The sequence below is a fragment of the Pseudomonas fulva genome (assembly GCF_023517795.1).
Classification (GTDB): domain Bacteria; phylum Pseudomonadota; class Gammaproteobacteria; order Pseudomonadales; family Pseudomonadaceae; genus Aquipseudomonas; species Aquipseudomonas fulva_D.
In genome coordinates, this window is sequence record NZ_CP082928.1 from 480474 (window position 1) to 505631 (window position 25158).

General features: G+C 65.0%; 25 protein-coding genes and 1 tRNA gene. 18 read left to right on the forward strand and 8 right to left on the reverse strand.

Annotated elements, in window-relative coordinates; translation table 11 throughout:
- The first annotated feature begins 16 nt into the window (after positions 1-16).
- Positions 17-93, forward strand: a tRNA-Pro gene (locus K8U54_RS02055).
- 269 nt (positions 94-362) lie between these two features.
- Here K8U54_RS02055 and K8U54_RS02060 read toward each other — a convergent pair.
- The 5 genes from K8U54_RS02060 to K8U54_RS02080 form a co-directional block, all read right to left on the reverse strand.
- Positions 363-545 carry a hypothetical protein gene (locus tag K8U54_RS02060; RefSeq protein WP_249908655.1) on the reverse strand — a complete coding sequence of 61 codons (183 nt, stop codon included), beginning with the start codon at positions 543-545 and terminating at the stop codon, positions 363-365.
- 230 nt (positions 546-775) lie between these two features.
- Positions 776-2104, reverse strand: a complete 1329-nt coding sequence (locus K8U54_RS02065; RefSeq protein ID WP_249908656.1) for a dicarboxylate/amino acid:cation symporter — start codon at positions 2102-2104, stop codon at positions 776-778.
- Between the two features lie 284 nt (positions 2105-2388).
- Positions 2389-3699 (reverse strand): ATP-binding protein, encoded by a 1311-nt coding sequence (locus K8U54_RS02070; protein WP_249910377.1) that lies wholly within the window; start codon positions 3697-3699, stop codon positions 2389-2391.
- 56 nt (positions 3700-3755) lie between these two features.
- Entirely contained in the window at positions 3756-4433 is a 678-nt protein-coding gene (locus tag K8U54_RS02075; RefSeq protein ID WP_013792025.1) for a response regulator, read from the reverse strand.
- 236 nt (positions 4434-4669) lie between these two features.
- Positions 4670-5278, reverse strand: a complete 609-nt coding sequence (locus K8U54_RS02080) for an outer membrane protein (RefSeq protein ID WP_249908657.1) — start codon at positions 5276-5278, stop codon at positions 4670-4672.
- 293 nt (positions 5279-5571) lie between these two features.
- Between K8U54_RS02080 and napE the strand changes: the two genes are divergently transcribed.
- The 11 genes from napE (at position 5572) to K8U54_RS02135 (ending at position 17339) form a co-directional block, all read left to right on the forward strand.
- A complete protein-coding gene (gene napE, locus K8U54_RS02085; protein WP_249908658.1) occupies positions 5572-5739 on the forward strand; it encodes a periplasmic nitrate reductase, NapE protein in 168 nt (55 codons plus the stop codon).
- A 24-nt stretch (positions 5740-5763) separates the two neighbouring features.
- A complete protein-coding gene (locus K8U54_RS02090; protein WP_249908659.1) occupies positions 5764-6024 on the forward strand; it encodes a chaperone NapD in 261 nt (86 codons plus the stop codon).
- A complete protein-coding gene (gene napA, locus K8U54_RS02095) occupies positions 6021-8525 on the forward strand; it encodes a nitrate reductase catalytic subunit NapA (protein WP_249908660.1) in 2505 nt (834 codons plus the stop codon). Before K8U54_RS02090 ends, napA begins: the two co-directional genes overlap by 4 nt.
- A gap of 11 nt (positions 8526-8536) precedes the next feature.
- Complete coding sequence (locus K8U54_RS02100; protein ID WP_249908661.1) at positions 8537-9022, forward strand: nitrate reductase cytochrome c-type subunit; 486 nt, start codon at positions 8537-8539, stop codon at positions 9020-9022.
- Between the two features lie 9 nt (positions 9023-9031).
- Positions 9032-9628 carry a cytochrome c3 family protein gene (locus tag K8U54_RS02105; protein ID WP_249908662.1) on the forward strand — a complete coding sequence of 199 codons (597 nt, stop codon included), beginning with the start codon at positions 9032-9034 and terminating at the stop codon, positions 9626-9628.
- 21 nt (positions 9629-9649) lie between these two features.
- On the forward strand, positions 9650-10372 hold the full coding sequence (locus K8U54_RS02110) for a 4'-phosphopantetheinyl transferase family protein (RefSeq protein WP_434059977.1): 723 nt from the start codon (positions 9650-9652) through the stop codon (positions 10370-10372).
- Positions 10373-10626: 254 nt separating this feature from the next.
- Positions 10627-11916 carry a M18 family aminopeptidase gene (locus tag K8U54_RS02115; protein WP_249908664.1) on the forward strand — a complete coding sequence of 430 codons (1290 nt, stop codon included), beginning with the start codon at positions 10627-10629 and terminating at the stop codon, positions 11914-11916.
- 7 nt (positions 11917-11923) lie between these two features.
- Entirely contained in the window at positions 11924-12511 is a 588-nt protein-coding gene (gene lpcA, locus K8U54_RS02120) for a D-sedoheptulose 7-phosphate isomerase (protein WP_070886834.1), read from the forward strand.
- Between the two features lie 46 nt (positions 12512-12557).
- Positions 12558-14735, forward strand: coding sequence for a mechanosensitive ion channel family protein (locus K8U54_RS02125; RefSeq protein ID WP_249908665.1), 2178 nt, complete (start codon positions 12558-12560; stop codon positions 14733-14735).
- A gap of 105 nt (positions 14736-14840) precedes the next feature.
- Entirely contained in the window at positions 14841-15437 is a 597-nt protein-coding gene (locus K8U54_RS02130) for a LemA family protein (protein WP_249908666.1), read from the forward strand.
- A gap of 15 nt (positions 15438-15452) precedes the next feature.
- The gene (locus K8U54_RS02135) at positions 15453-17339 is read left to right on the forward strand and encodes a M48 family metallopeptidase (RefSeq protein WP_249908667.1); all 1887 of its coding nucleotides are present in this window, start codon (positions 15453-15455) and stop codon (positions 17337-17339) included.
- 125 nt (positions 17340-17464) lie between these two features.
- On the opposite strand, the gene K8U54_RS02140 is transcribed toward K8U54_RS02135, so the two are convergent.
- On the reverse strand, positions 17465-18343 hold the full coding sequence (locus K8U54_RS02140; protein WP_249908668.1) for a CAP domain-containing protein: 879 nt from the start codon (positions 18341-18343) through the stop codon (positions 17465-17467).
- 107 nt (positions 18344-18450) lie between these two features.
- On the opposite strand from K8U54_RS02140, the gene stpA reads away from it, so the two are divergent.
- From stpA to K8U54_RS02160, 4 genes are all read left to right on the forward strand, one after another.
- Positions 18451-19719: a glucosylglycerol 3-phosphatase gene (gene stpA / locus K8U54_RS02145; protein WP_249908669.1), complete on the forward strand. Its 1269-nt coding sequence runs from the start codon at positions 18451-18453 to the stop codon at positions 19717-19719.
- A gap of 85 nt (positions 19720-19804) precedes the next feature.
- Positions 19805-20701: a bestrophin family protein gene (locus tag K8U54_RS02150; RefSeq protein ID WP_434060007.1), complete on the forward strand. Its 897-nt coding sequence runs from the start codon at positions 19805-19807 to the stop codon at positions 20699-20701.
- Positions 20702-21176: 475 nt separating this feature from the next.
- Positions 21177-21503 carry a hypothetical protein gene (locus K8U54_RS02155; protein WP_249908671.1) on the forward strand — a complete coding sequence of 109 codons (327 nt, stop codon included), beginning with the start codon at positions 21177-21179 and terminating at the stop codon, positions 21501-21503.
- Between the two features lie 157 nt (positions 21504-21660).
- On the forward strand, positions 21661-22227 hold the full coding sequence (locus tag K8U54_RS02160) for an MFS transporter permease (RefSeq protein ID WP_249908672.1): 567 nt from the start codon (positions 21661-21663) through the stop codon (positions 22225-22227).
- Between the two features lie 51 nt (positions 22228-22278).
- On the opposite strand, the gene K8U54_RS02165 is transcribed toward K8U54_RS02160, so the two are convergent.
- Positions 22279-23316: a DUF2167 domain-containing protein gene (locus tag K8U54_RS02165; protein ID WP_249908673.1), complete on the reverse strand. Its 1038-nt coding sequence runs from the start codon at positions 23314-23316 to the stop codon at positions 22279-22281.
- Between the two features lie 115 nt (positions 23317-23431).
- Positions 23432-23695, reverse strand: a complete 264-nt coding sequence (locus tag K8U54_RS02170) for a DUF2798 domain-containing protein (RefSeq protein WP_070886910.1) — start codon at positions 23693-23695, stop codon at positions 23432-23434.
- 141 nt (positions 23696-23836) lie between these two features.
- Here K8U54_RS02170 and K8U54_RS02175 point away from each other — a divergent pair, with 141 nt between their 5' ends.
- Together K8U54_RS02175 and K8U54_RS02180 are read left to right on the forward strand one after the other, a co-directional pair.
- On the forward strand, positions 23837-24760 hold the full coding sequence (locus tag K8U54_RS02175; RefSeq protein ID WP_249908674.1) for a LysR family transcriptional regulator: 924 nt from the start codon (positions 23837-23839) through the stop codon (positions 24758-24760).
- A 96-nt stretch (positions 24761-24856) separates the two neighbouring features.
- On the forward strand, positions 24857-25138 hold the full coding sequence (locus K8U54_RS02180; RefSeq protein ID WP_070886824.1) for a peptidylprolyl isomerase: 282 nt from the start codon (positions 24857-24859) through the stop codon (positions 25136-25138).
- Positions 25139-25158 lie beyond the last annotated feature (20 nt).

A 25158-nucleotide genomic window follows, 5' to 3' on the forward strand; every position in this document is an offset into this window, starting at 1 on the left:
TAGAATTTGGCGAATTCGGAGTGTAGCGCAGCTTGGTAGCGCGTCTCGTTCGGGACGAGAAGGTCGCAGGTTCGAATCCTGTCTCTCCGACCAATCCCAGAAAAACCGGCCCTCGTGGCCGGTTTTTTCGTTTCGGCTCCTGCGTATCCGTTTCCCGCGTCGATCCAGCGACGCCCCACGCGAACAGTCCGCCGACCACAGCCGACTCACCTGCACAAGTCCGACCCGTCACGGCGTACTGCCTCTGGCGACGCCCCCTGCAGGACGCGCCATCAACGCCTCCAGGCGTGAAAAAGCCCGCTCACGGCGGGCTTCAGGACAGGCATTGCCAGGCCGGATATCGCGGCCCGGCGCCAGGCGGATCAGCCCTCGCCTCCGCCACCGCAGGCAATCAGTTCGATCAGCCCCATCTGGTACCACTTGTTCTGGCAGCTCCAGCCATGCTCGAACGTCCAGGCGCTGGCAGTGCCGCTGAATGCGATACCCGCGAGCAATGCTGCCGCCAGCCCCAAACGGCGCGAACCCATCTTCTTCATGCTTTTCATGGAAACCTCTCCATCGATCCAGGATTGATGAGCAGCGCATCGCCGCTTGCCAGCTCACGACACACCGCCCGCCCGGAAATGCTCCTGCAGGACCGGGCCCGGCTCAATAGAACAGGTGGCCTAAAGGCGAGGTGCCAGCAGCACGCCGGTTTTCGTCCGCCCATAAAAAAAGCCCGCCGAGTGGGCGGGCCAGGTGACCTTCCCTCACGGGAAGGTCGACGACATCGGTATCAGGAAACCTTGCCAGCGTTGTCGGCAGGCACGGCAACCACTTCCGGACGGCCACCGGAAGCCAGCTCGCGCTGCAGGGTGTCTTCGTCCAGCTCCTTGCACCACTTGGCGACCACGATGGTGGCCACGCCGTTGCCGACCAGGTTGGTCAGCGCGCGGGCTTCGGACATGAAGCGGTCGATACCCAGGATCAGCGCCAGGCCGGCAACCGGCAGGTGGCCGACGGCGGACAGGGTGGCAGCCAGCACGATGAAGCCGCTACCGGTCACGCCAGCAGCACCCTTGGAGGCGACCAGCAGCACCAGCAGCAGGGTGATCTGGTGGGTGATGTCCATCGGGGTGTCGGTGGCCTGGGCGATGAACACCGCGGCCATGGTCAGGTAGATCGAGGTACCGTCGAGGTTGAAGGAGTAACCGGTAGGAATCACCAGGCCGACGACCGACTTGTTGGCACCGAGTTTTTCCATCTTGGTCAGCATGCGCGGCAGCGCCGACTCGGACGACGAGGTACCCAGCACGATCATCAGCTCTTCGCGGATGTAGCGGATCAGGCGCAGGACGCTGAAGCCGTGGGCACGGCAGATGCCGCCCAGCACGATGAGCACGAAGAAGAAGCAGGTGATGTAGAAGCACAGCATCAGCTGGCCCAGCTGCACCAGCGAGCCGACACCGTACTGACCGATGGTGAAGGCCATGGCACCGAAGGCACCGATGGGCGCGACCTTCATGATCATGTTGATGATGCCGAACATGACGTGGGCAATGCGATCGATGAACTCGAGCACCGGGCGACCGAACTCACCCATGCGCTGCAGGGCGAAGGCGAAGATCACCGAGAAGAACAGCACCTGGAGGATGTCGCCGTTGGCGAACGCCCCCACCACGGTGGCCGGGATCACGTTGAGCAGGAAGCCGATGGTGCTCTGCGCTTCACCTGCCTGGGCATAGGCAGCGATCTTGCTGGCATCCAGGGTGCTTGGATCGACGTGCATGCCGACACCCGGCTGCACCACGTTGACCACGACCAGACCGATGATCAGGGCGATGGTGGAGACGATCTCGAAATACAGCAGCGCGTAGCCGCCGGTCTTGCCGACTGCCTTCATGTCCTGCATGCCGGCGATGCCGCTGACCACGGTACAGAAGATGATGGGCGCGATGACCATCTTGATGAGCTTGACGAAACCATCGCCGAGCGGTTTGAGGGCGACGCCTGTTTCCGGGTAGAAATGGCCGAGCAGGATGCCCACGGTGATGGCGAACAGCACCTGGACGTAGAGCATTTTGTAGAACGGTTGACGGACAACTTCGTTCGTTGTGGCAGTCATGGTGAATCCTCATGGGCGCGGCAATGACATCCAGCGACGTCCGCACCACCTTTCTTGTTTAGGCGCCAACCCTCCTGACCTGGAGGGATTTGTTAGTAGGTACGCTCGACGCGACCTTGACGCAGCAAAAGCAAGCGCCATGCCATACAAGAAAATTTCGGATAAACCGTTGATAAACAGGGCTTTTAGGGAAACCCAGCAAGCCATCCGACCCGCATTTGGCGGTTTTCCGCACGCACTCTCGAAAGCCGTGGCGGATTCCCACCACGGCGATCACCGCCCGCTCAGATCCGCACCCGGAATGCCGCACCGCCCAGCTCGGAGTCCTCGAGAAAGAGCTCGCCCTCGTAGCTTTCGATGATGTCCTTGACCACCGCGGTGCCGATGCCCTGCCCCGGGTGCTGGGCGTCCAGGCGCTCGCCACGGCGGAGAATGCGCTCGCGCTGATCCACCGGCACGCCCGGCCCATCGTCCTCGACGCACAGCTGGCAGGTGCCGCCCTCGATTCGGGCGCTGACACGCACCTGGCCCAGGCACAGGCGATAGGCGTTTTCCAGCAGGTTACCGAGCAGCTCCAGCAGCGCGGCACGCTCCATGGGAATTTCCAGCCAGGCATCGAACTGGCGCTGCACGCTGACCTGTTTGTCCCGGTAGACCTTGTCGAGCGCCTCGCAGAGGTTGTCCACCACGGTGGCCAGCGGCACCCGGTGACGGACCAGGCCGCTCTTGCGCAGGCTGGCGCGCTGCAGCTGATAGCCGATCTGCTGGCTCATGCGCTCGATCTGCCCCTGGAGGATCTGCGCCTGCTCGCGGTTCTCCGGCTTGCCGGCGATCACCTCCGTCGCCCCTTGCAACACCGACAGCGGCGTCTTCAGGCTGTGCGCCAGGTCGTCCAGGGAATGGCGGTAGCGCTCACGCTGCTGGCGTTCACTGTCCAGCAGGCGGTTCAGCGAGCCGGTCAGGCGCAGCAGCTCACGGGGATGATCATCGCTCAGCCGTTCGCGGGTGCCGCTCTCCACCTCATCGAGTTCCTCGCGCAACCCGCGCAGGCTGCGAAAGCCCCAGGTCAGGCCGAACCACAACAGCCCCAGGAGCAGCAGCAGCGCACCACCGAGCCACAGATACAGCTGCTTGGTGAAATCGTTGTACAGCGCCTGGGTGTCGCTGGCCGGCTGCATGGTGACGATGCTGAACGCCGCGCTCTGCCCGCGCAGCAGCTTGATTTCCACGTCATAGAGGTAGAACTCGCGGCCTTGACGGTCGGTGGTGCGCAGCAGTTCGTCGCCACGCCCGTCGTAACGCGGCTGGTAGGACACGGACATGTCCCGGGTCGACGGCGAGCGCCACACCAGTTGTCCGTCGCGGTCGTAGATGAAGCCCAGCAACTGGGCATCGGGCAGGTCGAATTCCTCGTCAGGCAGCTTGCTGGGCATGCGCAGCTTGCCGTCGTCGGTGCGGGCCGCGGATATCAACGCACCGGCATCGGCGGCCAGGCGCTTCTCGACGGATTTTTCCAGGGCGATCAGAAAGGCGCCCTGCAGGGCCGGCAACAGCGCCAGCATGAACAGCACGGCGATCACCGTGCTGCCGAGCATCAGGCGCAGGCGCAGGGAGGACACCCAGTGCACTTTCAAGCGTGCCAGGCCTGAGGTCACCGGCAGCGCTCGGTGAACAGATAGCCCTGGCCACGCACCGTTTCGATCGGTTTGAAGCCGTTGCAGCTTTCCAGCTTGCGGCGCAGGCGGCCGACCAGCACTTCGATGACGTTGGGATCGCGCTCCTCGTCATCGGGATACAGTTGCTCGATCAGCCGCTCCTTGGGCACCACCTGCTGATGGTGGCGCATCAGGTACTCGAGGATGCGGTATTCGTAGGCGGTCAGGCCCATGCCCGCGCCATCGATCAGCGCCTGCTTGCGGTTCATGTCGAGCAACAGGGGGCCTGCTTCGATGGTCGACTGGATAAAGCCGGAGGAGCGGCGCAGCAGCGCATTGAGGCGTGCCTCGAGCTCTTCGAACTGGAAGGGTTTGACCACGTAATCGTCGGCACCGGAAGCCAGGCCCTCGACCTTGTCCTGCCAGTTGCCGCGGGCGGTGAGAATCAGGATGGGAAAGGTCTTGTCGCGGCTGCGCAACTGACGGATCAGATCCAGACCGCTGATACCTGGCAGACCGAGATCGATCACCGCCAGGTCATGGTGGTATTCATCGACGCGATACAGCGCCTCCTCGGCGTTGGCGACCGCGTCCACCACGTGGCCTTGTTCGCCGAGTCGGGTATAGAGATGATGGCGCAGCAGCGCTTCATCCTCCACGACCAGCAATTTCATCGTTGCATGCCCTCTTCGTTCTGAAACGGCAACAAGCTCGAACCATCAATTTAATAATCTTGCGAGCTAGAGCCCTGCAAGGCAAAAACCGGCGAGAAAGCGGAGTGTACTTTTGTACATGAGCATTACTCGCTTCGCTCGCTCCTCCGGAGCCGCACTGAAGTGCGTTAGCCGCAAGCGGCTTTCCGAGCCTGTTTTTAACGCTGCAGGGCCGACGCGCAGCTGATTATGGCGACTTAGAACTTGTAGTTGGCACCCAGGTACCACTGCCCGCTGCTATGCAGATCGAGGGAGCCGACCTTGCCTTCGCCGTGCGGGGCGAATTCGGTGCTGGCATTGGTGCGCAGGTAACGGTAGCCGCCTTCGATGGAGGCGTTCTCGTTGACTTCCTGCAGCAGGCCTGCCTGCAAGCCGGCAGCATACCCGACATTGGTGTCACGCGAGACACCGGGGCTGTTCTGCTCCAGCTTGACCAGACCCAGGGTGCCACCGCCGAACAGCTTGGTGCCGTTCTCGTTCAGCGGCAGGAAGGCGTCGTAGCTGCCGAGCAGATTCTGCTGGCGCAGCTTGAGGCCATCGTTGCTGCCGGAGATGTATTCATAGGTGGCGTAGTAACGGCCGACGTCGTTCTGCTGACCGGCGCGCACGCCCCAGGTGCTGGTGTTGTTGATCACACCGTCGAAGTTCGGATCACCCAGGTTGGCATTCAGCGCCGAGGACTTCTGGATGTTGTTGCTGGTCTGGCCCCAGGTGAAGCCGGCGAAGTTGTTGTCGGCATGGGCAGTGGACGCAGCGCCGACGACCAGGGAAGTTGCCAGAGCCAGTTTGGTCAGAGTCGCTTTCATGGAGATGCCTCTCGATTGGCAGTGGGTTAAGGAAGAACTCGGGAATCATCCTGCCCGACGGCGACTGAACACCTCCTGAACCCTTGCTGAACCTCACCTGAACGATGGGCAAGACCGTTTTTCTCCGGCTGCCACGGGGTAACGGCCCAGTCATTGACCCGGATCAATACCCCGCTGGCCAGTGCGACTAAGGTCGGGCTTAACGACCAGAGACCGTCAGATTGCCAGCGCCAGAGGCGCTGCCTTCCTCAATGACGGCATGTCCAATCAGCCTGACCGATGAAGAACTGCCCATGCCCAGCCCATCCGAAGACACCGGGGGCAAACGCCGCGAACGCCGGTTGTTTGTGTTCCTGGTGATATTCCTCTTCCCGCTGCTTTCCGTGGCCCTCGTCGGCGCCTACGGCTTCGCCGTGTGGTTCCTGCAGATGCTCTTCGGCCCGCCCGGCCCGCTCAACTGACCCCTCGGCTTACAGGAGCCCGTCATGGACGCCCCCCTGCACATCGCCAGCTTCATCGTGCATGCCCGCCCCGAGCAGCTCGATGCGGTACTCGCCAACCTGCGCCTGCTCGACGATCTGGACGTGCACCAGCACAGCCCGGAAGGCAAGGCGGTGGTGGTGATCGAGGCGGTCGACGAAACACTCATTCTGCAGCGTATCGACCAGGTCAACGCGCTGCCGGGCGTGCTCAACGCCGCGCTGATCTACCACGAATGCCTCACCCCGGAAGGAGCCGCTCAATGAGCATGACCCGCCGCGAATTCACCAAGGCCCAGGCCGCAGCCATCGCTGCCGCCGCCGCCGGCCTGCCGTTCGCCTCCACCGCCAGCAACCTGGTCGCCGACGCGGAAAACACCCGCCTGGACTGGAACAAGGCACCCTGCCGCTTCTGCGGCACCGGCTGCAGCGTGATGGTCGCCACCCGCGACAACCGCGTGGTGGCCACCCACGGCGACATCAAGGCCGAGGTCAACCGCGGCCTGAACTGCGTCAAGGGCTACTTCCTGTCGAAGATCATGTACGGCGTCGACCGCCTGACCACACCCTTGCTGCGCATGAAGAACGGCGTCTACGACAAACAGGGTGAATTCCAGCCGATAGGCTGGGAGCAGGCCTTCGACATCATGGAGGAGAAGTTCAAGGCAGCCCTGCGCGAGCACGGCCCCCAGGCCGTGGGCATGTTCGGCTCTGGGCAGTGGACGATCTGGGAAGGCTACGCCGCCAACAAGCTGATGAAGGCCGGCTTTCGCAGCAACAACATCGACCCCAACGCGCGCCATTGCATGGCCTCGGCGGTGATGGGCTTCATGCGCACCTTCGGCATGGACGAGCCGATGGGCTGCTACGACGACATCGAGGCCACCGACAGCTTCGTGCTGTGGGGCTCGAACATGGCCGAGATGCACCCGGTGCTGTGGAGCCGGGTCACCGACCGGCGCCTGAGCAAGCCCGGCGTCAAGGTCGCCGTGCTGTCGACCTTCGAGCACCGCAGCTTCGACCTGGCCGACATCCCCATGGTGTTCAAGCCGCAGACCGACCTGCTGATCCTCAACTACATCGCCAACCACATCATCCAGAGCGGCGCGGTGAATCAGGAATTCGTCAAGCGCCACACCCGCTTCGCCCTCGGCGCCGACGACATCGGCTACGGCCTGCGCCCGGACAACCCGCTGGAGGTCAAAGCCAGGAACGCGAAGAATGCCAACACCTGGAGCGACCTGTCGTTCGAGCAGTTCGCCGCCTTCGTCAAACCCTACACCCTGGAGCGCGCCGCCAGGGAATCGGGGGTGCCCGCCGAACGCCTCAAGGCGCTGGCCGAGCTGTACGCCGACCCGCAGCGCAAGGTGGTGTCGTTCTGGACCATGGGCTTCAACCAGCACACCCGCGGCGTGTGGGCCAACAACCTGATCTACAACATCCATTTGCTGACAGGCAAGATCAGCGAGCCGGGCAACAGCCCCTTCTCGCTGACCGGCCAGCCGTCGGCCTGCGGCACCGCCCGCGAAGTCGGCACCTTCTCCCATCGCCTGCCCGCCGATCTGGTGGTGACCAACCCGAAACACCGCGCCACCGCCGAGAAGATCTGGAAGCTGCCCGCCGGCACCATCCAGGAAAAGCCCGGCGTCCACGCCGTGGAGCAGAGCCGCATGCTCAAGGACGGCGTGCTCAAGGTGTACTGGACCCAGGTCAGCAACAACATGCAGGCCGGCCCCAACATCATGCAGGAAGTGCTGCCGGGCTGGCGCAAGCCGGACAACTTCGTGATCGTCTCCGACGTCTACCCGACCGTCTCGGCCCAGGCCGCCGACCTGATTCTGCCCAGCGCCATGTGGGTCGAGAAGGAAGGCGCCTACGGCAACGCCGAGCGCCGCACGCAGTTCTGGCATCAACTGGTCGGCGCACCGGGTGAGGCGAAATCCGACCTGTGGCAGCTGGTGGAATTCTCCAAGCGCTTCACCACCGATGAGGTCTGGCCCGCCGAACTGCTCGCCAAGATGCCGCAGCTCAAGGGCAAGACGCTCTATGAGGTGCTGTACAGGAACGGCCAGGTCGACGCCTTCCCGGCCGAACAGCTGGAAAAGGGCTTTCGCAACGACGAGGCGGAGGCCTTCGGCTTCTACCTGCAGAAGGGCCTGTTCGAGGAGTACGCCCAGTTCGGCCGCGGCCATGGCCACGACCTGGCGCCCTTCGACCGCTACCACAGCGAACGCGGCCTGCGCTGGCCGGTGGTCGAGGGTTCGGAAACCCGCTGGCGCTACCGCGAGGGCCACGACCCCTACGTGGCCAAGGGCAGCGAGGTGCAGTTCTACGGCTACCCGGACAACCGCGCGATCATCTTCGCCCTGCCCTACGAGCCGCCGGCCGAGGCGCCGGACGACGACTACCCGTTCTGGCTCAGCACCGGCCGTGTGCTCGAACACTGGCACACCGGCAGCATGACCCAGCGCGTCGACGAGCTGCACCGCGCCGTGCCCGATGCCCTGGTGTACATGCACCCCGATGACGCCAAGGCCCTCAACGCCCGGCGCGGCAGCGAGGTGAAGGTGATCAGCCGGCGCGGCGAGATCCGCGCACGCATCGAGACCCGCGGGCGCAACAAGCCGCCCCGGGGCCTGGTGTTCGTGCCCTTCTTCGACGCCAACAAGCTGATCAACAAGGTCACCCTGGACGCCACCGACCCGATCTCCAAGCAGACCGACTACAAGAAGTGCGCGGTGAAGATCCAGTTGATCAGCGCGGCATGAGGAGCTCAGCCATGAAACTGCGTTATCTGCCCCTGCTGCTGCTCGCCGTGTTCGGCGTGGCGGTGGCCGCCGACCTCAGCTACCCGCTCGATGCGCCGGCACCGGACGGGCGCCGCCCTGGCGGCACCCTGACCCAGGAATTCCCGGCACCACGCATCGCCCCCGAGGAGAACAAGGACATCCGCCGCGAGCGCAACTACCCCGAGCAACCGCCGACCATTCCCCACACCATCGCCGGTTATCAGGTGGACAAGTACGGCAACCGCTGCATGGCCTGCCACAGCCGCGCCAACAGCGCGCGCAGCCAGGCGCCGATGATCAGCATCACCCACTACATGGACCGCGACGGCCAGGCCCTGGCCGCCATGTCGCCGCGCCGCTACTTCTGTACCCAGTGCCACGTCACCCAGGCCGAGGTGAAGCCGCTGGTGGAGAACGGTTTCAAGAACATCGACCAGCTCCTGCAGGACGAAAACCAACCTGCCGGGCACCGCTGAGGAGGCATCATGAAATCGCTGCTTGCCTTGCTCGGTCGCTACTGGAGGGTCCTGCGCCGCCCCAGCGTGCACTACAGCCTGGGTTTTCTGACCCTGGGCGGTTTCATCGCCGGGATCATCTTCTGGGGCGGTTTCAACACCGCGCTGGAGGCCACCAACACCGAGCAGTTCTGCACTTCCTGCCACGAGATGCGCGACAACGTGTTCGTCGAGCTGCAGGACACCATCCACTACAACAACCGCTCCGGGGTGCGCGCCACCTGCCCGGACTGCCACGTGCCGCACCAGTGGACGGACAAGATCGCCCGCAAGATGCAGGCCTCCAAGGAGGTGTGGGGCAAGATCTTCGGCACCATCAACACCCGCGAGAAATTCCTCGACAAGCGCCGCGAGCTGGCCGAGCACGAGTGGGCGCGCCTGAAGGCCAACGACTCGCTGGAATGCCGCAACTGTCACAACTTCGACTTCATGGACTTCACCCGCCAGAGCAAGCGCGCCGCGCAGATGCACTCCACGGCCCTGGCCAACGGCGAAGCCACCTGCATCGACTGCCACAAGGGCATCGCCCACAAGCTGCCGGACATGCACGGCGTGCCCGGCTGGTAAGCGGACGGCCGGCACGGCAAAATGCCGGCCATGACCGCTCCCCCTCTGCCCCGCTGCTGCACGCCTCTCGACGATCATTGGCCGTTCGCCCGGCCATTGGCCGGTGCGCATCTGATCAGCACCCGCTTCGACCCGACCCTGCTCGCTGATGATGACTACAGGGCCGCGGGCGTGCCGGCGGTTCGCGGTGTGGCCAAGCGCCAGGCCGAACACCTGGCCGGCCGCCTGTGTGCACGCGAGGCCCTGTATCGGCTCACCGGCGTGGCCAGCGTGCCGCCGGTCGGCGAGGATCGCGCACCGCAGTGGCCAGCGCAGGTCAGCGGCTCGATCACCCACGGCCAGGGCTGGGCCGCCGCCATCGCCGCGGCCACTGGCCAGTGGCGCGGCCTGGGCCTGGATGTCGAGGAGGTGCTGTCGAGCGAGCGTGCCGAGCGCCTGGTGGGCGAGATTCTCAGCGCAGACGAACTGACCCGCATCGCCGGGCTAAGCCCCGAGCAACGCGCCTGGCGGATCAGCCTGACCTTCTCGTTCAAGGAAAGCCTGTTCAAGGCCCTCTACCCGCTGGTGCTGACGCGCTTCTATTTCCAGGATGCCGAACTGCTCAGCCTCGACCCAAACGAGCAAACCGCGCGCCTGCGCCTGCTTATCGACCTCAGTGAAGACTGGCCAGCTGGCAGCGAACTGTGCGGCCACTACGCCGAGCTGGACGGGCAGATCCTCAGCCTGGTGGCCATCGCGGCGTAGGCAGTGATGGTGGGCCAAAGCCCACCCTACGGAACTGGTTCTGTGAGTACCGAGATAAGGTCATGCGCGATTTCACCCTGTGGGAGCGCGCCGTGCGCGCGACATCAAGGATACCCAGCGTAGGATGGGCAGGGCCACATAGGTGCCAGCCCATCAATGCGTAGCCTGCGCTCAACACGGGCTACTGCTCTCAAACGCCAACAGCGCCGCGGGCAAATCCGATAAACTCGGCACATTGCCGTCCGGAGTGCCCCATGCGCGAAGAATTGAATCAAGGCCTGCTCGACTTTCTCAACGCCTCCCCTACACCCTTCCATGCCACCAGCAGCCTGGCCATGCGCCTCGAGGCCGCCGGTTATCGCCAGCTCGACGAGCGCGCGCCCTGGTACACCGAAGCCGGTGGCCGCTACTACGTGACCCGTAACGATTCCTCGATCATCGCCTTCAAGCTCGGCACCCGCTCGCCGGTCGACGGTGGCGTGCGCCTGGTCGGCGCCCATACCGACAGCCCCTGCCTACGCGTCAAGCCCAACCCCGAGCTGGAGCGTCAGGGCTACTTCCAGCTCGGCGTCGAGGTTTACGGTGGCGCGCTGCTCGCCCCCTGGTTCGACCGCGACCTGTCCCTGGCCGGCCGGGTGACCTATCGCCGCGACGGCAAGGTGGAAAGCGCGCTGATCGACTTCTACCAGCCCATCGCCGTGATCCCCAGCCTGGCCATCCACCTCAATCGCGAAGCCAACCAGGGCTGGGCGATCAACGCGCAGAACGAGCTGCCGCCGATCCTCGCCCAGCTGGCCGGTGCCGAGGGTGCCGACTTCCGCGCCCTGCTCAGCGAACAGCTGGCCATGGAGCACGACTTCAACGCCGATGCGGTGCTCGATTACGAGCTGAGCTTCTACGACACCCAGAGCGCCGCCGTGGTGGGTCTGAACCAGGACTTCATCGCCAGTGCGCGCCTCGATAACCTGCTGTCCTGCTACGCCGGCCTGCAGGCGTTGCTGGACTCAGGTGACGAAGAAACCTGCGTGCTGGTGTGCACCGACCACGAAGAGGTCGGCTCCAGCTCGGCGTGCGGCGCCGATGGCCCGATGCTCGAGCAGGTGCTGCGCCGCGTGCTGCCCCAGGGTGACGACTTCGTGCGCACCATCCAGCGTTCGCTGCTGGTCTCGGCCGACAACGCCCACGGCGTGCACCCCAACTACGAGGCCAAGCACGACGGCAACCACGGGCCCAAGCTCAACGCCGGCCCGGTGATCAAGATCAACAGCAACCAGCGCTACGCCACCAACAGCGAAACCGCCGGCTTCTTCCGCCACCTGTGCCTGGAAAACGAAGTGCCGGTACAGAGCTTCGTGACCCGCAGCGACATGGGTTGTGGTTCGACCATCGGCCCGATCACCGCCAGCCAGCTGGGCGTGCGCACCGTGGACATCGGCCTGCCGACCTTCGCCATGCACTCGATCCGCGAGCTGGCCGGCAGCCAGGACCTGGCCCACCTGGTGAAAGTGCTGGGCGCCTTCTACAACAGCCATGACCTGCCCTGAGGCGACCATGATCGACCATATCCGCAACAGCCTGCTCGAAGCCCAGCGCGCCCTCGACGCCTTTATCGGCAACCAGCAGACGCTGGCCAGTATCGAACGTGCCGGCGACCTGCTGGTGAGCAGTTTCGAAGCCAGGGGCAAGGTGTTTTCCTGCGGCAACGGCGGCTCCATGTGCGATGCCATGCACTTCGCCGAGGAACTGACCGGCCGTTATCGCAAGAACCGCCCGGGCATCGCCGCGGTGTCGATCAGCGACGCCAGCCATATCAGCTGCGTGGCCAACGACTTCGGCTACGACCACATCTTCTCGCGCTACGTGGAATCCCACGGCCGCGAAGGTGACGTGCTGCTGGCCATCAGCACCAGCGGCAAGAGCCCCAACGTGGTCAAGGCCGCCGAGGCAGCCAAGGCGCTGGGCATCAAGGTCATCGCCCTGACCGGCAAACCGGGCTCGCTGCTGGAGAGCCTGGCCGACGTGTGCATCTGCGCGCCGGGCGGCGACTTCGCCGACCGTACCCAGGAGCTGCACATCAAGGTCATCCATATCCTCATCGAACTGGTCGAGCGCCGTCTCAGCCCGGAAAACTACGCCTGAGCCCGCGGCGGCATCGGTCGGTGCCGCCCCGACACTCACCCGCGTGATGGAGAGTTCGCGCGTGATCCGCTTCAACGCCCTGCTACGCCGCCTGCTGTTGCTGACGTTGCTGATCCTCGCCTGCTCGTCTGCCCAGGCGGCGGGCATCCCGCCCCTGTTCGGCAGCAGCACCGACTCCAGCGCCCAGCCCCAGGCGGATCAACCGCTGGATCGTTCGCTCGACGAAGTGATCCAGTCGCTGGAGAACGACAAGCAACGCGCGCAGTTGCTCAACGACCTGAAAACCCTGCGCGACACCACCCAGAAAGCCCAGCCCGAAAGCCGCGATGGCGTGCTGGGCTTGATCGGCAGCACGCTGACCGGTATCGAAAGCCAGTTCTCCGGCGAGCACAGCCCCCTGGCGCGCTGGCAGCTGGAGCTGTCGCGCAGCCGCAGCGAACTGGCGGCGCTGCTGCCCGAGGCCGGCGAGCGCTTCGCGCTGGTCAGCAACTTCGCCCTGATCATCGGCATCTGGAGCCTGCTGGCCTTCGGGCTGCGCGCGCTCAGCCACCAGGTGCGCCTGCGTTTCGGCCTGGCCGAGGAGCTGCCACAGAACCCGCGCCCCACCGACCTGCTGCGCTTCGCCCTGCGCAAACTCGGCCCCTGGTTCGCCGCCCTGCTGATCACCGGCTACCTGAGCTATGTACTGCCCGCTTCCCTGGGCCGCGACCTGGCCATGGTGCTGGCCTACGCGCTGGTGGTGGGTACCTGCTTCTCGGCCATCTGCGTGATCGCCTTCTCGCTGCTCGACGGCCCGCACCGGCGTACCGCCCTGAACATCCTGCGCCGCCGCGCCTTTCGCCCGCTGTGGCTGATCGGCAGCTTCGCCGCCTTTGGCGAGGCCCTCAACGACCCACGCCTGGTCGCCAGCCTGGGTGGCAACCTGGCGCACACCACGGCCACCCTGACCAACGTGCTGGCGGCGCTGTGCACCGGCCTGTTCATCCTGCGTTTTCGCCGGCCGATCGCCCACCTGATCCGCAATCAGCCCCTGGCAAGGCGCCTCAGGCAGCGCGGCATCAGCGAAACCGTGGAGCTGCTCGGCAGCTTCTGGTACCTGCCAGCCCTGGCCCTGGTGGCCATCTCGCTGTCGGCCACCTTCGTGTCGGCCGGCGACACCAGCACCGCCTTTCGCCAGTCGCTGGTGTGCACCGTGCTGCTGGTCACCTGCATGGTCATCAACGGCCTGATCAGGCGCCGGCTGTTCCGCAGCCGCTCGCGCCACCGTCGCCATGCGGCGTATTTCGAGCGCTTCCAGAACTTCTTCCACACCATGCTCAGCTTGGCCATCTGGCTGGTGTTCATCGAACTGGGTCTGCGGGTGTGGGGGCTGTCGCTGATCCGCTTCGCCGAGGGCGACGGCCATGAGATCAGCCTCAAGCTGGTCGGCCTGGGTGCCACCCTGGCTTGCGGCTGGCTGGTGTGGATTCTCGCCGACACCGCGGTGCACCACGCCCTGACCCGCTCGCGCAAGGGCCAGACCAACGCCCGCGCGCAGACCATGATGCCGCTGATCCGCAACGTGCTGTTCGTCAGCATCTTCATCATCGCGGCCATCGTCGCCCTGGCCAACATGGGCATGAACGTCACGCCGCTGCTGGCCGGTGCCGGGGTGATCGGCCTGGCCATCGGCTTCGGTGCCCAATCGCTGGTGGCGGACCTGATCACCGGCCTGTTCATCATCATCGAGGACTCCCTGGCCATCGACGACTACGTCGACGTCGGCGGCCACCTCGGCACCGTCGAGGGCCTGACCATCCGCACCGTGCGCCTGCGCGACATCGACGGCATCGTGCACACCATCCCGTTCAGCGAAATCAAGAGCATCAAGAACTACTCGCGCGAATTCGGCTACGCCATCTTTCGCGTCGCGGTGCCCCATGACATGAACATCGACGAAGCCATCAAGCTGCTGCGCGAGGTGGCCACCGAGTTGCGCAACGACGTGCTGATGCGCCGCAACATCTGGTCGCCCCTGGAGATCCAGGGCGTGGAGAGCTTCGAGTCCGGCAACGCCGTGCTGCGAGCGCGCTTCAAGACCGCGCCGATCAAGCAGTGGGAGGTGTCGCGCGCCTTCAACCTGGCGCTCAAGCGCCACCTGGACGAGTCCGGCCTGAGCCTGGCCACGCCGCGCCTGACCATCCAGATGACCGCCCCCAGCCCGAGCAAGCCAGACGCCCAGTAACCGGAACCACCGCACATCCATACGGACTGCCCGGCCGGCATGCGCCCGGCAGCCTGCAGTTTCCGTTACCATGCGGCCACGTCTACCAACCGATAGGGACATCTCATGGATATCTCCACCCTTATCATCATCGCCGTACTGGTCGTGGTGGTCTTCTACGTGATCAGCGTCTACAACCGCCTGGTCAGCCTGCGCAACCGCTACCAGAACGGCTTCGCGCAGATCGAGGTGCAACTCAAGCGCCGCTACGACCTGATCCCCAACCTGGTGGAAACCGCCAAGGCCTACCTGGCCCACGAGCGGGAAACCCTCGAGGCGGTGATTGCCGCGCGCAATGGTGCGGTCGACGGCCTCAAGCAGGCCTCGCAGAACCCGGGCGATGCCCAGAGCATGAACCTGCTGGCCAATGCCGAAGGGGTACTGAAGGACGCCATGGGCCGCCTCAACGTGACCGTCGAAGCCTACCCGGACCTGAAGGCCTCGCAGAACATGCAGCAGCTCAGCGAAGAACTCTCCAGCACCGAGAACAAGGTGGCCTTCGCCCGCCAGGCCTACAACGATGCGATCACCGCCTACAACGCCTACCGCCAGAGCTTCCCGCCGGTGGTGCTGGCCGGCGCCTTCGGGCATGGCAGCGATGCGGCACTGCTGGAATTCGCCGACAGCGCGGCGATTCAGGACGCGCCCAAAGTCTCCTTCTGAGCAGGAGCCTAGCGGATGGATTTCTTCGAGCATCAGGACCGGGCCAGGCGCAATACCTCGCGCCTGGTGATCCTGCTGATGCTGGCGGTGGTCACCCTGGTGGTCAGCACCACCCTGGTGATCGCCGTCGCCTGGCAGGTCTACCAGTACGGCAACTACGGTCTGCAGTCGCTTAGCCACGAGCTGCTGCTCGGCGTGGCCGCGGTGGTGGTCGGGGTGGTGCTGCTGGGCTGGGCATTCAAGGCTTCGCAGCTGCGCGGCGGTGGCAAGGTGGTCGCCGAGCGCCTCGGTGGGCGCCTGCTCAACCTCAAGCCCGAAGGCCTGCACGAGCAACGGGTGCTCAACGTGGTGGAAGAAATGGCCCTGGCCGCCGGCGTGCCGGTGCCACCCGTGTACCTGCTCGAAGAACCGGCCATCAACGCCTTCGCCGCCGGGCTGCGGCCGGAGAACGCGGTGATCGGCGTGACCCGTGGCGCCATCGAACGGCTCGACCGCGATGAGCTGCAGGGCGTTATCGCCCACGAATTCAGCCATATCCTGCATGGCGACATGCGCCTCAATACCCGCCTGGTGGCGGTGCTGCACGGCATCCTGCTGCTTGGCCTGATCGGCGAACTGCTGATGCGCGGCGTCGGCCACAGCGGCGCCGTGCGCTCGTCCAGCCGCTCCGACGACAAGGGCCGTGGCAATGCGGTCGCGCTGGTCATGGTGGTCGGCCTGGCGCTGCTGGTGATCGGTTACGCCGGCACCTTCTTCGGCAACCTGATCAAGGCCGCGGTCAGCCGCCAGCGCGAGTTTCTCGCCGACGCCTCGGCCGTGCAGTACACCCGCAACCCCACCGGCATCGCCGGCGCCCTCAAGAAGCTCGGCGCCGGCTCACGCCTGGAAGCCAGCCACGCCGCCGAGTACAGCCATATGTACTTTGGTCAGGGCCTGGCGTTGAGCAGGATGATGGCCACCCACCCGCCGCTGGAAGAACGTATCCGCCGCATCGATCCAGACTGGAAAGGCGTGGTGCTCGGCGACGAGGTGTTCGAGGCTCCCACGCAGCCTGCCGCGCCCCAGCAACCCGCTACCGCGGGCTTTAGCGCCGCCGCCGCAAGCGCCGCCATCGCCAGTATCGGCGAGCCACAACCGCTGCACCTGGAAGAAGCCCGCGAGAGCCTGGCGCAGATCGATGAGCGCCTGCGCGACGCCGCCCACGACCCCCACGGTGCACTGACGATTCTGTATGGCCTGCTGCTGGGCCCCGACGACGCCACCCGCCAGCAACGCATGACCTGGATGCAGGCCAACCTGCCGCCCCTGCTGGCCGACCGCCTGCTGGAACTCGCCCAGCCACTGCAGCAATTGCCCGCCGGACGTCGCCTGCCGCTGCTGGAGCTGGCCATCCCGGCGCTCAAGCAACTCGAGCCCCAGGACTTCGTCAGCCTCAAGCGCGATATCGGCACCCTGCTGATCAGCACGGGGCAACTGGGCTTTATGGAATGGGCACTGCTGCGCATCGTCGAACGCAACCTGGGCATGCAACGCCCCGTGCAGGGTCGCCTGCCGCTGGCCGCCCTGGGCAATGAAAGCGGCGTGCTGCTGGCGGCGCTGGCACGGGCCGGCAATACCACCGAGCAGGCAGCCGGGGCGGCCTTCCAGGCGGCCTGGAGCACACTGCCCTTCACCGCCCGGGCATTTGCCGAGCAGCCCAAGGCGGGTATCAGCGACTTGAACGACGCGCTCAACCGCCTCAACCAGATGCGCCCGCTGCAAAAGCCCCAGTTGCTCAAGGCCATGGCCCGCTGCATCGAGCACGACGGGCGGATCAGCGCAGGCGAAGCGGAACTGATGCGTGCCGTCGCCGACACCCTGGATTGCCCGATGCCACCGCTGTTGAGTGATCGTCAGGCTTGAGGGTTAAAGGGCAACCTATTGTGGGAGCGCGCCATGCGCGCGAAATCGCGGGCATGGACCAGGGGTCCCCGCCCGCTCCCACAGTAAGTTCGCTTCAGCCCACAGACAGCACAAATCAAACCCGCCTAGAGCCCAGAACGCCCCGCCGCGCCAAACACCTGGGTCCAGTAGATGGTCGCCTGGCTCTGCGGGTTGCTGGCGTAGGCCGCGCCCATTTCGTGGAAATCCGGGTTCATCAGGTTGTAGCAGTGCGAGGGGCTGGCCAGCCAGCCTTCGACCACCTGCTGGGCGCGTCCCTGGCCGGCAGCGATGTTCTCGCCGATCACCGTCCAGGTGTAGCCAGCAGCGGTGGCCCGGGCGCCGACCAGGCTGCGGTCGCTGCCCTGGTGACTGAACAGGCTGTTCATCGCCATGTCGCGGCTGTGGGCCAGGGCCGCCTGGCCCAGGGCATCGCTCCAGCGCAACGGCTGCGCCGCATCGAACGGCTGGTCGCCACATTGGCGAGCCGTGCCACGGGCCTGGTTGACCGCCTCGAGGATGGCCTTGCCTTCCTCCTGCCAGTCGCCCAGGCGCGCCGGCAATAGCGCGCGACCCAGCACCACCTGCCAGCTGTTGCCTTCGTGCAGCACGCCGATATCGGCGAACTGCGCATCCTGCAGCTGCTTGCAGTAGGACTGCTGCAGCATGGCCATGGCCGCTTCGGGCGTATCGGGGCCGGTGACGCGGATCAGTTGCACGGCCGCGGCCTGATAACCGGCCTGCTGCAGGGCCTGCTGCAACTGCTCGGACGAATTGACCGTCTGCCCGGCCAGGCGCCGGTCGGGCGCCAGCGGGCCGGCCGCCGGGCTGGATTGCCCGCCGCAGCCCTGCCCGGCCTCGCGGTAACTGTTGATCAGCTTGGCCAATTGCGCGGCTTCATCGCCCCTCGCAGTCCCTGCGGCACTCGCGCAGAGCAGCAACGCTGCCGTAACGATCTGCCGAACCCGCTTGGGTGAATCATTCATCCGTGCTTCCTCTCAATCCGCTCTGCCAATCTGATGATGGACAACCGCTCTGGCCAAATGCTTCAGCCAATCGCCCCATCGGGTGAAACCGCGATAGACTCGAACCCATGATTGTGACCGAAACCGCGTACTCGCTCGACCCCGCTTCGCTGCTCGATAGCCTCGCCGGCACCGATAACCTGCTGATCATCCAGGATCTGGATGGCGTATGCATGGACCTGGTGCGCGATCCCCTCACCCGCACCCTCGACCCGGCCTACCTGCAGGCGGCCCACGCCCTGCATGGCCACTTCCAGGTGCTGACCAATGGCGAGCACCTGGGCAGCCGCGGCGTCAACGGCCTGGTCGAGCGGGCCATCGGGTCCGCGCAGCGCTGCCGGGAACAGGGTTTGTACCTGCCCGGGCTGGCCGCCGGCGGCGTGCAGGTGCAGGATCGTCACGGGCGCATCTCCCATCCGGGCGTCAGCACCGAGGAGCTGGCGTTTCTCGCCGCAGCGCCGGCATGGTTGAACGAATCGCTGAAACAGCTGCTTCAGCAGGCGCCCTACCAATTGGCGGATCGCGATATCGAGCGACTGCTGGCCAGCAGCGTGCTCGACAACCCGGTGTCGCCAACGCTCAATCTCAACGCCTTCCATCATCACTGGTCTGACCGGCCAGCGCTGTATGCGCGCCTCCAGGCCGATGGCGCCGGGCTGTTGCAAGCGTTGCTCGAAGGTGCCGCTGCCCAGGGTCTGGCGCAGTCGTTCTTTGTCCACTACGCGCCCAATCTCGGCCGCGATACCGACGGCCGCGAGCGCCTGCGACCGGCGCAGGGCAGCGCGGCCGGCACCACCGATCTGCAACTGATGCTGCGCGGCGCCGTCAAGGAAGCCGGTGTGCTGGTGATCCTCAACCGCTACTACGGGCAACGCACCGGCACCTACCCGTTGGGCGAAGCCTTCAACGTACGCCAGGCACCCGCCAGCCTCGACGCACTGCTGCAACTGGCGGTGGAACGCTTCGATCCTCGGCACATGCCGCGCCTGGTGGGCGTTGGCGACACCCTGACCAGCGCACCCGCCTCGGCCGATGATGGCGGCACCCACTGGCTGCGCGGTGGTAGCGACCGTGGCTTTCTCACCCTGGTACAGGCCTTGGGCGAGGCGTTCGGGCAGGACAACCGCGTGCTCTACGTCGACAGCAGCCAGGGCGAGGTGCAGCGCCCCGGCGTGGATGCCGCCTACCTGCGTGATCACCCACACGCCCCCTGGCCGGCGCTCGAAGGCATCACCGATGCCAGTGATCCGCTGCGCCTCAATACCCTCTTCTCCGATGGGCCGCGCCAATACCTGGCCTTCTTCAACGAGCTGGCCCGGGCGCGGCAACGAGGCTGATTCACCGACCCTGCGAACCTTTCATCGGCCTTCACGTCCGAATCTCTGCGCTTTCGCCTCACTCGCTCGCGGAGAATTCCACGTGATGCAATCCGTTACCCGTGGTTATCGCTACCTGCTCAAGACCTTCGGCTACGTTGGCTGGTCACTGTTCTGGCTGCTGATCTGGGACATCGTCGTCACGGTCGACTACATGCTGTTTCTCGACCGCAGCATCAACCTGCCCTCCATGCCACTGACGCTGCTCGGCTCGGCCCTGGTGGTGCTGATCAGCTTTCGCAACAGCAGCGCCTATAACCGCTGGTGGGAAGCACGCACCATCTGGGGCGCGCTGATCAACAGCTCGCGCAGCTTCGCCCGCCAGGTGCTGACCCTGATCGATGACCATGAAGGCAGTAACCCTGCCAAGGTGGTGCTGCTGCGCCGCCATGTCGCCTATATCCGAAGCCTGTCCGCCAGCCTGCGCAACCAGCCTTGCGAAGAGGAGGTGCGGGCGTTCGTCTCTGCCGAGGAGTTCGACCGGCGCGGCACCACCAACAACTTCCCCAACGATATCCTCAACGGCTCTGCAGCGATGCTGGCCAGCGAATACAAGGCGGGGCGCCTGGACAGCATCCGCCTTACCCGTCTCGAGTCGACGCTGGTCGACGTCTCCAACTGCCAGGGCGGCCTGGAGCGTATCGCCAACACGCCACTGCCCTACCCCTACGTGTACTTCCCGCGCCTGTTCATCACCCTGTTCTGCGTGATCGTGCCGATCGGCCTGGTCGAGACCCTGGAGTGGTACACGCCGCTGGCCTCGACGGTGGTCGGCTTCATGCTGTTGGCGATCGAACGGGTGGGCAGCGATCTGCAGAGCCCCTTCCAGGTCAGCGAACACCAGATCCAGATGGACGCCCTGTGCGAGACCATCGAAAAGAACCTCGAGTCGATGCAACGCGACGCGCAGCGCGAGCGCGACGGGCGCCTCCCCGAGGGCTGACCAGAGGGTCATTTTTCGGCGTGCCAGACGCTTTGCAGTGGGCTCGAAGATTTTTTGTAGTGCTTAAAAAAAATCACTACAAAAGTATTGACGGCCCCTGTGCGCTTTTGCATGATGGGCTCGCCTCCCCTGACGGGAGCCCTGACAAGGGCACTTGGGCGAGCTCGGTAATACCAACCGAGCGTTCCACGATATGTACTGCCCACAAGGCAGATTGATGAAGTCGAGCGTCCCGTGCGGACGAGAGCGTTAGCGAGACATTGTCATGATGCCTGTGGCTGATCCTGTGGATCACCTGCATCCGATCCTGTCTTCACTGCCTTCTCCCCACCTCCTCGACCTCCGTTGGCCGCCGCTGCGTAGCGATACCCACGCATCACTACACGGCTGTCGGCAGCACTCAAACGCCACGGGCAATGACGGCCGCACTGCCGCGGTCGCCCTAGACAGATCAGAGAATGAAGGGGTAAACGCCATGAACCTGAACCAGCAACCGACCATCGACGACCTCGCCCAGCTGTTCTCCCAGCACAAGGACAGCCTGCACAACCACATCCTGTGGGTCTGCGAATCGGGTGAAGTGCGCATCGACCGCCTGCCTGCGGATCAGGCGGAGCAGGAATTCGTGAGCCAGCGGCCGAACATGCGCACTCGCCTGCGCACCTACCGCCGCGGTCAGGGCTACGTGGGCCGCCGCGCCGCCGCCGACCGCGACTTCATCGGCAACGTGCTGCGTACCCTGCAGCACGACTGGGCACGCGCGCGCAGCCAGAAGCAGCAGTTGCTCGACAGCTACTGCTGAGCCAATCCCGAGGTGGGCCGCAACGGCCCACCTCGGCACGGCGGGTGACACGGCACGATCTGGTAATACCCGGTAAAATCTCTCGCGCTCCTGGAGGAGCCGTTCGCCTGGCGAACGCCTAGCCATAGCACTCGAAAAGTGCCTGCGAGACACCCGAATGGACAATATCTACCAGCCCCCCAGTGCCGATCTCCTGCCTCAGGAGCGTGCCAGCGACACCTTCTTCGTCACCTCAGCCCGCAAGCTGTATCTCGTGTACTTCTTCACGCTCGGCTTCTACTCGATCTACTGGGCGTACAAGCACTGGGATCGCCAGCGCGCCAGCATGCTGCCGAAGAAGATCAGCCCGGCCGCGCGCTCGATCTTTCATATCTTCTTCATCCACTCGCTGTGCCGACTGATTCAGGGCCAGCTGCAGGCCAAGGGCCTCGGCGCGTGGAAATACGGCGCCATCGCCTGGGCGTACATCGCACTGGTATTTGTCGGCAATGGCCTTTCCCGCGTCGAAAGCTTCGGCAACCCGCTGCTGGAGATCTTCGTGCTGGTCGCGACAACCCTGGTGACCGCCTGGCCGCTGGCAACCATCCAGCAGCAGGCCAACCTGGCCAGCGGCGACCCGGCAGGCGAGCAGAACAGCCGTCTCAGCCTGGCCAACTGGCTGTGCATGCTGCCCGGGCTGCTGCTCTGGCTGTTTATCGTCATCGCGATGTTCCTACCCGAGTGACATGCAAAAGCCCCGGTCGATGCCGGGGCTTTTTTCGTGCCGAGGACGGCGTTACTTGTGCTTGTCGTCAGGCGGGTTGTTCAGATCCATCACGCTCGCCACCCGCGGCGGCGCTTCGCTGGGGGCAGGCTCTGCCTTGGCTTCAGGCTGCACCTGGGGCTCGGCTGGCGCCGGCTGCTGCTTCTTGCCGGTGACGCGCCGCCATACCCAGCCGATCAGCAGCACGGGCAGGAACCACAGCTTTTTCAACAGCACCAGCGCGGCGGCGAACAGACCGACCTTGGCAGCCGCCTTGCCGGCGATCAGCGCGCCGAGGCCGTAGGCCGCCACTTCGTCGAGGTCCGGGTTGAAATCGGCGTAGCGATTGCCGTCGTTGAAGTCGGTCATGGCCAGCACCGCCGGCACGTTCTCCTCGATCTGCGGCAACTGGTGCATGCCGGCGATGAAATTCAGCACCAGCACGCCCTTACGGCCCAGCACGCGGATGTTGTAGTTGAGGATGTGCTCGTCACTGTCGCCAAACTTCACTTCCTTGGCCCAGTGCAGTTTCTTGCCCGCCGCATCGTAGTGCGGCGCCGAGGCCCAGCCGACGATGGCGATCGGCTCGTAGCCGTTTTCGGCGCGCCATTCGTTGTCGGCCCTGGCGCCGTCCTGCAGGTCCTCGAGCATGTCGTTGTAGTCGATATCGGCCGCGTCTTCGTCGGACACGTAGCCGCTTTCCTCGTACTCGACGGTCACCGCCCAGGACTCGTCGGCCAGGGGCGAAACGCCCTTGGGCAGAATCATGCCCAGCGGCAGCTTGTCATCCGGCGGGTTGCCCCAGGCTTCGACCAGCACGCGCTCGGCATCGGCGCCATCGAGAAACACCATGTTGTCCGGCAGGTTCAGGGTCGCCAGGTTGCTGCCGACCACCACCTTGCCGGAGCGAAAGGTGAGGCTGTCGAGAAACTGCTCCTCGCTGAGGTACTCGCCGTCAGCCGCTTGCGCGGCCGCGGTTTCCTGCTCGGCCTGCGCCGACGCCTGGTCCGCCCAGGTCAGGGGAACGGCGGTGGCCAGCAGGCCGGCCAGTAACAATTCCTTGTAGAACATCTGCAACTCCGTGGGATCGGCTGAATTTCGGGCGCCAGCCTACCATCAATTACCGAATTATTTGGTAACGCCTTGTCATTTTTGGATACATCTCACATTCGGCCGCGCCCGCTGCTCAGCTTCTGACCGTCAGTTTGACCAGGCGCACCACCACCGGCCGTACGCCCATCACGCAGACGAACGCCACCGGCATGGCCAGCCGGTAGGCATCCAGCACTGCGCTCAGGTAACCGTCGCTCAAGCCACGGTTGGTGGCGGTGATCACCAGGCACATGAGCAACGCCATGATGCCGGACATGAAAAAGGCGAAGACCACCGGCGACAGCTTGGCCGGCAGCTTCCAGGTGGTACGGGCGAGGTTCAGTGTGGAATCGGGCATGTCGGTTCCTTGCAGGTTGAGTGATGCCGCCAGCGGCGAGCGGCCATTATCGTTGTCGGCCATTGCTGCGAGTAGCGCGCCACGGGTAAGGACAGTACCAAGCAAACCTTATCAATCAGATGATCAGAATAAAGCTTGGCTATGGATACCCTGCGTGGCATCGAGAGTTTCGTGAAGGCGGTTGAAAGCGGCAGCATTGCCGCTGGTGCGCGCCTGCTGGGCATCAGTGCGGCGGCGGCAAGCCAGAACATCGCGCGGCTGGAAGCGTCCCTGGGCATTCGCCTGCTCACCCGCACCACGCGCAGCCTGGCACTAACCGAAAGCGGCGAGCTGTACTTCAGCCAGGTGCGCAACGTGCTGCGCGACCTCGAACTGGCGCGCAGCAACGCCACCCTGCAGCACGATCATCCCCAGGGCCGCCTGCGCATCGCCGCCAGTGCCGCGTTCGGGCGCTATGTGCTGGCGCCGATGCTGCCGGCCTTCACCGCCCGTTTTCCGCGCATCGCCTGCGAACTCAGCACCACGGACCGCAGCGTCAACCATATCCAGGAATCGGTGGATGTCAGCATCCGCATCCCCCAGCAGCTCGAAGACGGCCTGGTGGCACGGCATATCGCCAGCGTGCCATCGATCTACTGCGCCGCCCCCGCCTACCTGCACAGAGCCGGCGTGCCGGATACCCCCGAAGCGCTGCGCGAGCATGACTGCCTGGCGTTCAAGGTCGCCGTGGATGGTCGCCTGATGCCCTGGCGCTTCGTGCGTGACGGCGTACGTTTCGAGGCGCCGATTCGTGTCGCCCTGGTCAGCGACGATATCGACGTGCTGGCCCGCGCGGCGGTCAACGGCGGTGGCATCACCCGCCTGGCCGCCTTCGTCGCCGAGCCTCTGCTGGCCAGCGGGCAATTGCAGCCACTGTTCGCGGCCTCGCAGGATGCGGGTAACCAGGCGCTTATCGAGCCACTCGACTACTACCTGTGCGTGCGCGACCGCTACGAGCTGACCCCCAAGGTGCGCGCCTTCACCGAACATGTCCTCGCCAGCCTGCGCGACGACTGGCGCCCTTAGCGCCAGTCGGGGATCGGTAACGTCAGGTGCTCGGGCAATTTGACTCGCGGGGCGAATCCGGTAGGCTCGGCAACTCATTTGAACGGAGTGTTTCCCATGGCCAAAGCCACTGCCCGCCACATCCTGGTTGCCACCGAAGAGAAGTGCAACGAACTGAAAGCTGCCATCGAAGGCGGTGCCGACTTCGCCCAGGTCGCCAAAGACAACTCCAGCTGCCCGTCCAGCCGTGACGGCGGCAACCTGGGCTCCTTCGGCCCGGGCCAGATGGTCAAGGAATTCGACACCGTGGTATTCAGCGCCCCGGTCAACGTGGTGCAGGGTCCGGTGAAGACCCAGTTCGGCTACCACCTGCTCGAAGTGACCAGCCGCCAGGACTGATTCACGCCTCGCCTGGCGCC